Annotated in this window: 8 protein-coding genes; 4 read left to right on the forward strand and 4 right to left on the reverse strand. The window is 53.6% G+C overall.

Annotation, left to right across the window (positions count from 1 at the left end):
• Positions 1-122: 122 nt before the first annotated feature.
• The 3 genes from GSVR_RS02160 to GSVR_RS02170 all read left to right on the forward strand — a co-directional run bounded on the left by GSVR_RS02160 (position 123) and on the right by GSVR_RS02170 (position 5,955).
• The gene (locus tag GSVR_RS02160; RefSeq protein WP_173201104.1) at positions 123-2,582 is read left to right on the forward strand and encodes a hypothetical protein; all 2,460 of its coding nucleotides are present in this window, start codon (positions 123-125) and stop codon (positions 2,580-2,582) included.
• Between the two features lie 298 nt (positions 2,583-2,880).
• On the forward strand, positions 2,881-4,416 hold the full coding sequence (locus GSVR_RS02165) for a glycosyltransferase family 39 protein (RefSeq protein ID WP_173201106.1): 1,536 nt from the start codon (positions 2,881-2,883) through the stop codon (positions 4,414-4,416).
• A 9-nt stretch (positions 4,417-4,425) separates the two neighbouring features.
• The gene (locus tag GSVR_RS02170) at positions 4,426-5,955 is read left to right on the forward strand and encodes a hypothetical protein (RefSeq protein ID WP_173201108.1); all 1,530 of its coding nucleotides are present in this window, start codon (positions 4,426-4,428) and stop codon (positions 5,953-5,955) included.
• Positions 5,956-5,973: 18 nt separating this feature from the next.
• Here GSVR_RS02170 and GSVR_RS02175 read toward each other — a convergent pair whose 3' ends face one another.
• Genes GSVR_RS02175 through GSVR_RS02190 form a run of 4 tightly spaced genes read right to left on the reverse strand, consistent with a single transcriptional unit; the run spans position 5,974 to position 11,190 of the window.
• Positions 5,974-6,930 (reverse strand): glycosyltransferase family 2 protein, encoded by a 957-nt coding sequence (locus GSVR_RS02175; RefSeq protein WP_173201110.1) that lies wholly within the window; start codon positions 6,928-6,930, stop codon positions 5,974-5,976.
• 22 nt (positions 6,931-6,952) lie between these two features.
• The gene (locus GSVR_RS02180; RefSeq protein ID WP_173201112.1) at positions 6,953-8,575 is read right to left on the reverse strand and encodes a glycosyltransferase family 39 protein; all 1,623 of its coding nucleotides are present in this window, start codon (positions 8,573-8,575) and stop codon (positions 6,953-6,955) included.
• Between the two features lie 9 nt (positions 8,576-8,584).
• Complete coding sequence (locus GSVR_RS02185) at positions 8,585-10,384, reverse strand: lipopolysaccharide assembly protein LapB (RefSeq protein WP_173201114.1); 1,800 nt, start codon at positions 10,382-10,384, stop codon at positions 8,585-8,587.
• Complete coding sequence (locus GSVR_RS02190) at positions 10,381-11,190, reverse strand: glycosyltransferase family 2 protein (RefSeq protein WP_173201116.1); 810 nt, start codon at positions 11,188-11,190, stop codon at positions 10,381-10,383. Before GSVR_RS02190 ends, GSVR_RS02185 begins: the two co-directional genes overlap by 4 nt.
• Positions 11,191-11,547: 357 nt before the next feature.
• On the opposite strand from GSVR_RS02190, the gene GSVR_RS02195 reads away from it, so the two are divergent.
• Positions 11,548-12,960 (forward strand): B12-binding domain-containing radical SAM protein, encoded by a 1,413-nt coding sequence (locus tag GSVR_RS02195; protein ID WP_239077432.1) that lies wholly within the window; start codon positions 11,548-11,550, stop codon positions 12,958-12,960.
• Positions 12,961-12,972: the final 12 nt, after the last annotated feature.

Raw genomic sequence — 12,972 nt, forward strand, 5'->3', positions numbered from 1 at the left:
TCGCAAGTAGTTTCGTCAGCCGAACTATAGTCTGTGAAACTATTTGCCATATCCTGATAGCGTGGTTACTCAAGTCGCCAGGATAGATTCTGTTAACTTCTACCAAGCGGTGTGATTCCAGCATGACCTTACTAAAACTTCTACCGGCTTTTTGGGGCCTTGTTCTACTCGTTTCATTCATTGGCTATGGTGCATTGCTGCGACGGCTCCTGTTTACCGCCGATGACTGCGGATGGGCAAATCAGGCAGCCTGGGGCATGGCATGTGTCGTTGTGGCTGGCGGAGTTTTTAACCTTCTCAATGCGATTTCACGCCCTCTCCTTCTTATACTTGTTACCTGCGGCGTCGTAATGACTGTTCTTGATCTCCTTGTACGGCGCACCTCTGTAACAGACCGGTTCAGCTCGTTTCGAGCATACATGCGGGAACATCCTATCGCATGTGCCCTGAAGCTGGCTTGCCATGGCGCTATCATAGCCCTGGCTGCCATCCAGTATCTGGCTTCGACCGACCTGATCCCCGTTGCTGAACATTCCGGAACGTATAATTTGATGGATAATCTTGAGGGATATTTCATCTTCCCCAAGCAGATGTTGGACGCAGGCGGCATAACCCCCGATCCCTTCAATAATCTGCGCCTGCAAAACGGGCTCGGCGGTCAAAGCATACTGCATGCGCTTGTTCTCGCGTTGTTCGATTTCAAGAACATCGATATTGTAGACGGCGGAGTGGCCCTGATCATCGGTCTCGGGTTGATTTGGCGCATTGCGAAGGAACGAGGACTTGTCTTTCCATGGCAATGCCTGCTCGCACTTTTTTTCCTCTGTGTCCCGTACTATCCGGAACTGCGTATCAACAGCTCCAGCTTCACGACGGGTATGGTGATGTTTCTGGCGCTGTTTGCCTTTCTCGACCAGGATGGAATCCATGATGACAAGCCTGCCGGTAACGCTGCGCTGGTCGGCTTGCTTGCTGCCTGTGCGTTTGCTCTTAAAACAAATCTGGTCCCTCCATGCGTGCTGATCATTTTTTTCTCGTATCTCTGGTACCTGATTGATTCCCGTGGAAAGAAAGAAGCGATACTTGAAGCGGCACTCGTACCGCTTAGTGTCTTTCTGCTGCTGCTGCCCTGGATGCTTTCTCTCCTGCGGACTTCGGGAACCATGCTCTACCCGATTCTGGGAAGGGGTTTTGACGAATACGCCTACGGAAATTTTCCTTCCGAAGACTTCGCCGACGGATTGACGCTCGGGCGTGAGCTGGTGATCATCATAAGCTGGATATGTTCTGACTCTCTTAGCGTTCTCTTTGTTCTGGCAGGGGGTGTTGCGCTCGGGATCGCACGGATGAAGCGCCGCGCAACGGTTCAGTCATTCGTGCTGGGCAGTATCATATCGGTCTTCATTATCATGCTTAAATCAGATTTAAGCAATCTCGGCCCATTTAAGCGATACCTTTTTGTTTGTATCTTTATTTCACTCATTACTGTGCTTGCCTCGCTCCTGGAGAAATTGTCTCTCATTGGAGCAACCACCCGTACCCTAAAGCAGTATGTCGCAGAGATATTTAGTGACACAAACACGGCCATTGGTGCAGCCTGCGTTTCCGCTGCGTGCCTCGTGCTGCTGGTCTTTAACGCCGACTCTGCCCTATCGATGTATAGGGGGATGATCCACAGTATTACCGATGCTGATGATTGGGGAGGAGGGGCAAGTGCAGGACTTATTGAACGCCATAAGAAGGCTCAGGCTACCGTGCCACCAGGTGAAAAGATCCTGTCGCGCGATGATGATACGCTTCGTTTCGATTTCAGCAGGAACAGGATCTGTTTCATAAACGATCCGGGCGGCTGCAGCCCTCCGCCAGGTATGCCTTACTTCCAAGGACCTGAAGCGGTCGCCGCCTACCTGCTCTCCCATGATATACGCTATGTTGCCTACGATTATAAAGACCAGGCCGGATTTCCGGTAATCCAGAACCTCTGGCGGCATAAGCCGTCCCGGCCCTATTATCACCGAATCACAGAAAGGGCTAAAGTTGCCCTTGATCGCGTTTTCGGAGAACTTGGCGCGACGAGAAAACGGATTTTCGACGACGGTTCGCTGTTTGTTCTCGATTTGAAGACTTCGGCAGAGACCGCCAGCGAATACCACGAACCGAATTATTTTCAGATCGGCAAAATCCTGACGCCGGCGTGGGCGGATACGCGAGGATTCGACAGAAACAAAGTCTGGACAGATGGCCACGGAGTTATCGAGAATATTAACTATCAGCCCGAGCCGCGTGATAACATGCTCATTCTCAACACGTTCGGTTTTCACCCCTGGGAAGGGGACATGCAAAAACTGAAACTTGTTGTTTCTGCCAATGGCATACCGCTTAGATTTTTAAAACATTCGCGGAAATCGTATTTTTTTTCTCTTGAGTCGGTTCGCTCTCCAATCACGAGCATTGCCATAGATTCTGCGACATTTGTGGCGCGTAACGAGAACGTCCATATCGGCAAGGCCGACGACCGGGTTGCACGTGGAATCGACTTCGATACCATCGAGATTTCAAATAGCGAGGAGTATGTTCCGTAGCTGCTCGGAAAATGATGGGATGGGTCGACGCAAGTATGTCTCATGTAATTTAGAAATGAACTAATAACAGGTCTTTGAGGAGGGGGGCCTCGTTATTCACTCTATTCACCTTCCGTATTAGGGTGTAATTGTCGTAATCAGTAGCATCCAAGCAGCGCTTCAGACTCAGAGATATTTGCCGCCGAATGTTTTCCAGGGGGGACTACTTTGCTGATATATGCTACAAATAGCGCGAGATAGCGGCTGATAAATGAAGGAAAGACATACCAATGTCTATAAGTGCATTTGAGAGAGTCCGATGAAGCGTTCGCTAGTTCATTTTCTGGATGGTGGCGATGCCTGTGAGTGTAAACTTGTCTTCACATTCTGTCTTGCCGCCATGCTCAGGGTTTTTCTTTTTTGCGCTGCATTTCCAGTTTTTAATCCCGTGGATGAACTGCAGCACTTCGATGCGGTTGTCAAGTACGCCAACGGTTCAATTTACCAACATGACAACAAGAGTTCCCGCCTGGAGCTGCGGACTGCCAAGTCGCTGGTGCTTTACGGTTCACCCGAGTATCTGGAGCGAGTCCCGAAAGATGCGCTACCACCTTTCAGGGAAATGGTTGGTCCTCAGTTCGATCCAATGGTAAATAAGATTTCATCGATGGCAGCTGAAAGCTACGCAAACCATGAAATGCATTCACCGCCGCTCTATTATTTTGTTGCAGGGAAGTGGCTTGAGCTCGGCGATATGCTCAAGATGAGCGAAGGCTTACTGCCGTATTGGGTTAGATTTCTGAATGTGCCGTTGTACGGCGTCATGGTATGGCTTGCCTATCTGTTCTGCAAAAGCCTGTTCACCACAGATCGCGTCTTGCGTATTGGCGTTCCCCTAGTACTGTCCGCATTTCCAAACGATATATTTTACTCCATAAACAACGATGTTTTCTCCCCGCTGGCCTGCCTGGTCGCCTTTTACCTATTGCATCAGGTGCATGCTCATGACAAGTCGCCAGGATATTATATTCTGACGGGGATCGGGGTGTCGTTCACTCTGCTTGTCAAGCTGACAAACATGCCAGTGTTCCTGCTATGCGGAGCTTTTGTAATCATTCTGTTATACCGCAAGGTTGCATCCCGCCAGCCCCTCTCGGCATTTGTGCCCCATTTTACGCTACTATGCCTGTGCAGTATTGCGCCGCTCCTCTTATGGATGGCGTGGAATTATCACGAATTGGGCGACCTCACCGGTGCCTCTGAAAAATTACGAATTCTCGGGTGGACGAGAAAACCTTTCTGGGAGTGGTTCTCCCATCCCATGTTCACCGTGGCCGGCTTGGACAACCTGATCGGAAATCTCAGGCTGCTTGGGGCGACCTTCTGGCGGGGTGAACTGGTAGTATGGCAAGGCGTCAATGATTCTCCCTTTCTGGCGGACCTCTTGTATACCATCTCGTCAGTGCTGTTTGTTGCCGCCGGGATTGCCGGTTTGTGGTCCAGCAGGCAAGAGGGGCTTTCAACTCCGTTTGTGGCTAAATCTGCCATTTTATTGCTGCTACTTCTTTTTCTTTGTTTTTTGGCTATCTTGTCGATTCAGTTCGATTTTGGAGATTGCCCCACGCCGTCACGGGAAAATCCCTATTTCAATAAAGGAAGACTTATCCTTGGTGGCCTAGTACCGTTTGTCATTTTTTATGTCGATGGATTGCGCCGCCTGCTCTCCATGATAAACCCGAAGGCAAACCCGTTGTATGCAACGGGTGCTCTCAGCGTACTCATCTTGCTGATCTCAACCATTTCGTCATCCCGGGTGTTCGGAAGTGAATGGAACTGGTTTCGACTGCTACATTGAGGAGATTGCATGGTCCGTAACGAGTCTTCAGATGAAGTTCAGTCACTTGCCGAAACCGTCAAGACCGTTGCGCCGGCCAGCGCGGCGCCAGACCCGTTTTCCGGCGAGCGGGTGAGGTCCTGGATAGCAGTTGCCATTCTGGTCTATTTCGGCTTTCGACTTTTCTACTACGCCACAAGCATCTCCCCTTACGTGCCCCCCGACGAGATAACCCATCTCGGAAAATGCAGGATTTTCTCCACGTTCCTTTTCCTTGCGGAAAACTCATCCGAATCCTATCAGTACGGGCTGGTGACCAATACCCCCTGGCTCTACTACTGGATCATGGGTAAACTCCTGCACCTCAATTTCTTTGGGCTCTCCGACCTGGTGTTTCTGCGCCTTATGAACATCCCGTTAGCGTTCGGGACGGTTTACTATGTCTGGCGACTGTTGAAGTTGTTGACGGACGACCGCCTGGCACAGGTGCTGCTGCTGACGGCAATGACCAACACTATGATGTTCACCTTCCTCTCGGCGTCGGTTTCCTATGACAACCTGGCAAATCTGCTGGCGGCCATGTCCATCTACTATGCGTGCGTTTTCGTCAGGACGCGCTTGGGGGATGCGCTGGCGATGTCTCTCGTTTGCCAGTTGGCGGGGTGTTTGACAAAAAATGCCCTGCTGCCTTTTGTGCTGATTCTGAACATCCTCGTTCTTGCATATGGGATAAAAGATATCAATAAACTGCCGGTCGCTTTGAGAGATTGGTTCAAGGGATCGGGGAAGCGTGCCATTGTCCTGTGTATGGCGCTGGCAATCGGGCTGGTACTGAACGCCCAGTTGTATGGCGGCAACTATCTTCGCTATGGAAAGCTCGATCCGGAGACGTTCGATGTGCTCCCGCTTGAACAGGCGCTTCAGTATCGTCTGGCCGCCCGGACGCACATCTTTGACCGATTCCGCGAAGGGCGTCTCTCTCTCGAGCAGGCCTTTGCCATGGCCAACCGGATCGAACACCCCGGCGATCGGGCGGACACGGTATATTTGATTGAAAATTATGTGGAGATGAAAAATCGAGGCATCCCCCTTATGGGACTAGGAGAATATCTGCCACTCTGGATCAGTCAAATGGCCGCAGGTACTTTCGGTATTTTTGGTCATCTGCAAATACCCAACTATTGGCCATTCATTGCGCCGTTTTTTCTGCTGGCACTGCTGGCCGTCATTGCTTTCGTCATGCGCTGGCGGCCGCGCGACGGGGGCAGGATTGCAGCTGGCCTAATCATAGTTGTTTTGGCCTATTCCTTCATCCTCCTGTATTTCGTAAATTACAGAACCTACCGTGAGACCGGTGCATTTGGCATGGCGCTGCAGGGACGCTACATTTTTCCGGTAATCGGCCCCGTCTATGTACTTGCAAGCTGCTATCTGATGCGATTGTCTCAGGGGCGGAGAGCACGGCTGGGGCTGTTGGGGCTGGCGGTGTTCATTTTCGTGATAAGTGATTTTCCATTTTTTCGGGTCGCCTCGACCCCTGAGTGGTTTATCCGACCCTAAGTACTGCTGGCATCAGGTTCACGAGCCGAAGTCACGCCCACTGATCTCCAGTTTTTTCACCCGGTACTGCACATCCTCCATCAGGCGTCTGTTTACCGCCAGCAGGTCCGCCAGGAACGCGGTCAGCATGGTCTGGAAGCCTATACCCAGAAGAATCGCCGCCAGAATCAGTGACTGGACGTGCCCTCTCCCTTCTCCCGCCAGCAGGTAATGCAGGTAGCGGCACCCGATCAGAAATCCGACCCCGGCGCAACAGAGCCCGATCGACATGAAAAAGCGGAAGGCCTTGTAGACGACGAAGATGCGGGCCATGGTGATGCACGATTTCCGTATGTACGACGGGATGCCTTTCAGCAGCCGGGAGGGGCGTAACTCACCGTTGACGCGCACCGGCACCGAGGTGATGGCGATGTTCTTCTGCCCGGCCTGGATAATGGTTTCCAGGGTGTAGGTATAATCGTTGAACACGTTGAAGCGCAGGGCCGCCTCACGACTCATGGCGCGGAAGCCACTCGGGGCGTCCGGGATGGAGGTGCTGCTGACGAGTCTCACAACGGCGCTGCCCGCCTTCTGGAGCAGTTTCTTGATGCCGGAAAAGGAGTCTATCGTACCGATGGGGCGGGCTCCCACCACCACGTCGGCCTTGCCCTCCAGAATCGGGACGACGAGCAGCGGAATGTCGGCTGCCACGTATTGGTTGTCGGCATCAGTATTGACGATCACGTCCGCGCCCAGCTTGACGGCGGCATCGAGCCCCGCTAGAAAGGCCCTGGCTAGCCCCTGGTTATTGGTGAAGCTGACTAAGTGATCCACCCCGTGCTTGCGAGCAATTTCCACCGTGTTGTCCGTGCTGCCGTCGTTGATGACCAGCCATTCGACGGTCTCGAAACCCGGAAGTTGGCGCGGCAGGTCCGCCAGGGTTATGGGGAGGATTTCTGCCTCATTGAGACAGGGTATCTGAATTATGAGTTTCATTGTTATCCAATATTAGAGTTTTTTACATTCCAAATCTTCGACGGTAGACGGTGATGAACGATTCGGACACGGGGGTGTAGCCAGTCGCCTGAGCACCCCAGTAATAGCGCGACGCTCCTCCAGTGTCGGAGATTTCGGTGATGCCGGTTCGTTCATAGAATTCCCTGATGTATTGCCCCCCCCATTCGATGACAGCCCGTTGCGAGTCCGGCCTTACCAGCCACGAATAGTCCACGTTGACCGCCACGATGTATCTCGGCCGCACGGCTTCGATCTCTCTGACCATAGCTTGCTGCATCGCTTCGGCATTACGGTGATTTTCCATCAGGCCATACATGTATATATGACCAGTGGCTGACATGCGCCCGGCATAGAAGCATATCTCGGGCTCTGAACCCAGGACCGCAATCCTATCCTCCGGTGAGGTATGTTCCCTGAGGTAGTGTGCAATGACCGGTGCCTCCGGGAAGGGGTTAACACCATATGTAGCACGACTCACCTCTTCAGGGGAGAGAATGAAAAAATGCGAACGTTCGCTGAAAAGCCCATAGGCGATTGCCAGGAAAAAAAGGATAGCCGGGCCGTATGGCACTAGCCGTCCTTGCAGATCAGGGGGCATGACGTGCGGAACGGAGGTCAGCGCATATCCGATCAGGATCGAAACTGCGGGTAGCGTCATGACAAAATAATGCTCGCGAAAATGCAGACCTGGACAGACCGCTAGAATGGAGCTGATGACGAGACCAATAACAAATGGACGCAGATTGCGGTTTCCTCTCTTTGAGACCAGAAAAACGAAACCGGCGATGGCCATGAGCCAGAGCGGAAGTTGGACCATGAATTTGACTAACGCCGTCATCAGGTTGTAGATCGCCGTATCAAGCGGTACACCGGCAGCGTAGGTACTCGCGTAGGTGACGGTCCAAAACCAGAATTTTTCGAGTGCCCCGACTTGTGACAGCCAGAAAACTATGAGGACGAATGGCAGGACCAGGCCGGCTAGGAAGAGCAAGCAGCTGCGTGTCAACGCTGTCGGCGAAACGGATGGGTTCAATCTGCCGTGCCGGATAAGGAGGACAAGCCCGAAAATCGCCAAGAAAGCAGCATGCTGCTTTGTCGCGAATGCGAGCCCGAAACAGAGTCCGCTCACGAACAAAATGGGAGAGCGGGGGCATTCAAGACTGCGCAGCAGCAGGACTAAACCGGCTAGGGAAAAGAAAACGACAAGGTGAGTGGCATGGGCAAAGGCACCCAGAACAGATTGGCTGAGGGAGAGGAGTGCATAACTTGCACAGGCGATGAGTGCGGCGTTATTGTCCAGCAATCGCCGAGTCAGGAGATATACAAGAAAAATGTTGAGAACATTGACCAGTAACAAACCTGCGTGAATGCCCGAAGCTGTCTGGCCGAAAATCGTCATGAACAGGGCATACATTAGCCCTGCACCGGGCAACTTCATGGTGTAGACACTGGCATAGGGAGGGATGCCCTTGAGCAGAAGCTGCCCCATATAGGCGTATTCCCCCTCGTCCCGCTCAAGCGGGACCGGCAGGAGGCGAATGCGGACATAGGCGACCACAGCGAGAACAACCAGCAGCAGAATCACATATGGGTATGTCGAAGCGCTTTTCGCTCCATCTCTCATCCTCATTCCTCACCGATTTTTCTTCATTCTCCGGTATTCCCGTTCTTCCTTTTCCGCATCCGCCTGTCTGTTCATCATCTTGTACAGAAGCGCCAGATTGTAGGGTATGGCGGGATTGCCGGATTCCAGAGAGCGGGCTTTTTCGAAATAGGTGAGGGCGCCATTCAGATTTCCCTTTTCAGCCATAATGCCTCCCAAGTCGATCAGAGCCGGCACAAAGGTGGGTTCCATGCGCAAGGCCGCCCGGAAGAGCCGTTCCGCGCCGGCCAGATCCCCCCTGGCGGTCAGCTCTTCTCCCTGACGGCAGAGAGCAAGCGCCCGTTCCGTAAGCATACTGAAAACCAGTGGGTTGATAGCCAGCGCCCTGTTACGGAAGCTCTGCGCCATTGCTTGATCCCCCATCTCCTCGCGAATCTTTGCGGACATGACCAGAGCTTCGAGGTTGGCTGGTTCCTGTTCCAGTTTCCTGGCTAGGAAGGGCAGGGCTTTGGCCGGCTTTCCCATGTCGATGAACATGGATGCAGATCCCATCAGCATCTCGACGTTTAAGTCCTTTTTGCCCGCGGCTTCCATCAGGTATGGTTCGGCAGCAGCAAATTCCCCCCGGTCGAAATGAAAAATACCGAGCCTCTGGAAACCGATGCTCATTGCCGGAGCATCCGCAACCATCCGGCTGAACAAAGTCTGCTCATTGCGCCAGTAGCCGTTCCTGTGGATGTCGAGCGCACCGTAGGTAATGAGCAGCAGGCCGAGCAGGGCAAGGGCCACTTTTCGTGGAGTGGAGCAGATGGCCCAGGCAAGCGCCAGACTGAAGCCGAAGGAAGCGAAGTAGGCATAGCGGTCAGCCATTTTGGTGATGCCGAGGGGCAGAATGGTGGATACCGGCAGGAGAAAGAGGAAAAAGACGATGGCAGCGTAGAGAAGCTCGCGTTTTCCTCGAAAACGATAAACCGCACCAGCAATGAGCGCGAGCAGACCAATGTCGCTCAGCAGCGACAGTATGCCCGGTCTATCGGCAACATCGTACATGACCTTGATGTTGAACGGGTTGAGCATGTTCCAGAGATATGAGACGTATACCTGAGGGGCTGTCCAGACTGCACCGGTCAGATCGAGCCTGTTCACGATCCCCGCGCTCTGGACAGTAAACGCCCGCAACGAAAGGTAAACGCAGATCGCGGCCCCATAGGGTGCATATGTTCGCCACCCTGGTTTGTCCGAGGAGATGACCCGATCGTGCATGATGAAGATCACCGGCAGAAGGAGCGCGAATTCCTTGGAGAATATGGCTGGGACAAAGCACGCCAGAGCCGGCAGGTAGCGTTTGTTGACATGAAACAGCAGTGACAGTAATGCAAAGCAGGCGCAGAGCAGAGTATTGCGGCCCCCTGCGTGAAAATTGACAGTTTCGCCCGCTATCGGATGTAGCGCAAAGAGCAGCGCGGCGGCAAGCGCCAAGTCCTCCCGCGAAAACAGGCGCGCAACGACCCGGTAAAACAGCAAGGCCGTTGCGATATGCAGAAGGATATTGGTCAGAGTGAATCCGATGGGATTGAGCCCCCAAACTGCCCGGTCAATTGTAAAGGAAACATAGGTCAAAGGCCGGTAATACCCCGTGGGGCCGTCGGACATGTCTTCGGAGACGAAGAATTTTGGAATGTTGGCAAGACTGGACGTAAGCGGATTATTGGCAATGATGTCGAAATCATCCCAGACGAAACCATGCCCGAGAATGCTGCCGTATACCGCCGCAACCAGGATTGTGATGATACCCAGGGCATAGATGCGGCGTTGCGGAAAGTCGATCATGATCTCATATCCTTTTGTGTGAATGATTGCATGGTGGAGTCAGGATAACGAAGGGGGCCCACGTTGCGCTTCGGTCTATATCGCACCGACGACATCACCCCCCACCTGTTCAGCCTGAACTGCAGTGCCGTCCCCAGTACCCCCAGCCCATAGATTACGCTGCGCCGGAAGTTGATGGAGGATGCTTCCCCGAAGTATTTGGTGGGGCAGGAGAGTTCACCGACCTTGAAATCGAACCAGACCATCTGGGCAATCATCTGGTTATCAAAGACAAAGTCATCCGAATTCACGTCCAGCGGCAGTTTTTCCAGCACATCCCGTGAAAAGGCCCGATAACCGGTGTGATACTCCGAGAATTTCTGGCCTAAGAGGATGTTTTCAACACAGGTAAGAAAGCGGTTGGCGATGTATTTGTAGAGCGGCATGCCCCCCTTGAGCGCTCCAGTCCCAAGAATGCGGGAAGCGAGTACAGCGTCGAACTCCCCGTAGGCGATCATGGCAGCCATGGCAGTGACGAGCCGCGGTGTATACTGGTAGTCGGGGTGAACCATGACCACAATGTCGGCCCCTCTTTCCAGAGCGGTGCGGTAGCAGGTCTTCTGGTTGCCGCCATAACCGGTATTGTTTTTATGGATTATCGTGGTAATTCCCAGCTTTTGCGCCAGTTCAGCCGTTTTATCCCGGCTGCAGTCGTCCACCAGCACAATGTCATCGACCTCGGGAGGAATTTCCCGCCACGTATTCTCCAGGGTTTTCTCCGCATTATAGGCCGGCAGCACCACAACTATCTTTTTCCCGTTAATCATCCACATGCTCCTGGACATCCATCGTTCCGGCGGTTACGCACATCTATTCCGTCCATCGGTTCAATGGCTTTCGCACAACGTCTTCATCTATAACTCAAAATTGCGTCTCAAGGTAGCATGGTTCCCGTACGGACGGCAAGGACTACTGGATGGAGGCGGGATACGTCCCCCTGCTGGCCGGAGGGATGAATGTATTGAAAATATCGGGAGTTTAGGGCTATAGTATAGCCGTGTGCACATGGAAAAAGGATTCATTGCAGCCAGTGCGTCCTTAAAGGGTTTAAAAGGGAGATCCTCATAGAAACAGCCGCCAGACCCAGGAAAGTCCTGTTTGTAACTCCCCCTTACCATAGTGGTGTGGATGAAATTGCTGGTCGCTGGATTCCCCTCGGCCTGCTCTATCTGGCCGGTGCCGTTCGCCAGGCTAATCTGGAGGCGGAAATCTACGATGCCATGGCCAAAGGGCACGGCTATCCGGAGATTGAAGGCCGTTTGCGTGCCTCCAGGGCGGATTACGTAGCCTCCACCGCGATCACCGCCACCATTAACGAAGCCGTCAAAACTCTCGAACTGGCAAAAAGGATCAAGCCGGATACCGTCACCATCCTGGGAGGGATACACCCGACCTTCATGTACGAGGAGGTGCTTTCGGGCTCTGCCGCCGTGGATTACGTCGTCATCGGCGAGGGGGAGGCGACGCTCCGCCACTTGCTGGAGGTACTGGAGGGTGGCGGAGACCCGGCAACGGTTCCCGGCGTCGCCTTCCGGCGGAGGGGCGAGCTCGTCGCCACCGGCCGGCGCCCGTTGATCGAGGCTATCGATGACCTGCCGGTTGCCTGGGATCTTCTCGATTGGGACAATTATCCGAGCCTGGTGATCCCCGGTGCGCGCATGGGAGCAATCAGCACCTCACGCGGCTGCGGCCACGGCTGCCGATTCTGCTCGCAACAGATGTTCTGGGAGAAGTCCTGGCGCGCGCGCGATCCCCGCACGGTGGCTGACGAACTGGAACACCTGTACGGAACGTACCGGCTGAACGTTTTTCTGATTACCGATGAATACCCCACCAGCAGCCGGGAACGATGGGAAGCACTCCTCGACGAGATCATCGCCAGGGACCTGCCGGTCCATCTGCTGATGGAAACCCGGGCCGCTGACATAATCCGGGACAGGGATATCATCGGGAAGTACCGAAAAGCGGGAGTCATCTATATTTCTCTGGGTATCGAAACAGCGGACCAGTCCGTTCTCGATGGGCTTGGAAAAGAGCAGACAGTGGAGGAAGCGCGGCAGGCATTCGATATCCTCCGCCAGCAGGAGATCGTGTCCGAGGCATCCTTTATGGTCGGCTTTCCCGGCGAAACCTCCGACAGCATCAAAAGGACCATGCAGCTGGCCCAGGATTTCAACCCGGACATCGCCAACTTTTTCACCTATATCCCCTGGCCCTATGCGGATGGATACGACGAGCTCAAGCCGCTCATCCGGGTGCACGAGTACGGAAAATACAACATGGTCGATCCGGTCATCGAACCGAGCGCCATGAGCATGCTTCAGGTGGAAGTCGCCATAGCGGACGGCTATCGCCGTTTTTACATGGGCAAGATCATGGAATACATGACCATGAAGGCGACCTTCAAGCGGGATTACCTGATGCGCATCACCAAGCTGTTCATGGGCAGCTCGTTCGTCATGAGGAAGCTTGGAATCGGCATGCTCGGCAAGATCCCGGCCAAGGTGGCGGAAGTGAAAAGGAAATTCCGGGAGTGAGATGAGGGGGAA

It is taken from the genome of Geobacter sp. SVR (assembly GCF_016865365.1).
Taxonomy (GTDB): Bacteria; Desulfobacterota; Desulfuromonadia; order Geobacterales; family Pseudopelobacteraceae; genus Pelotalea.

Coding starts and splice junctions, on each gene's coding strand:
- GSVR_RS02165 (WP_173201106.1), top strand. CDS start 2,881: ATGAAGCGTTCGCTAGTTCATTTTCTGGATGGTGGCGATGCCTGTGAG.
- GSVR_RS02190 (WP_173201116.1), bottom strand. CDS start 11,190: ATGATTAACGGGAAAAAGATAGTTGTGGTGCTGCCGGCCTATAATGCG.
- GSVR_RS02185 (WP_173201114.1), bottom strand. CDS start 10,384: ATGATCGACTTTCCGCAACGCCGCATCTATGCCCTGGGTATCATCACA.
- GSVR_RS02160 (WP_173201104.1), top strand. CDS start 123: ATGACCTTACTAAAACTTCTACCGGCTTTTTGGGGCCTTGTTCTACTC.
- GSVR_RS02180 (WP_173201112.1), bottom strand. CDS start 8,575: ATGAGAGATGGAGCGAAAAGCGCTTCGACATACCCATATGTGATTCTG.
- GSVR_RS02170 (WP_173201108.1), top strand. CDS start 4,426: ATGGTCCGTAACGAGTCTTCAGATGAAGTTCAGTCACTTGCCGAAACC.
- GSVR_RS02175 (WP_173201110.1), bottom strand. CDS start 6,930: ATGAAACTCATAATTCAGATACCCTGTCTCAATGAGGCAGAAATCCTC.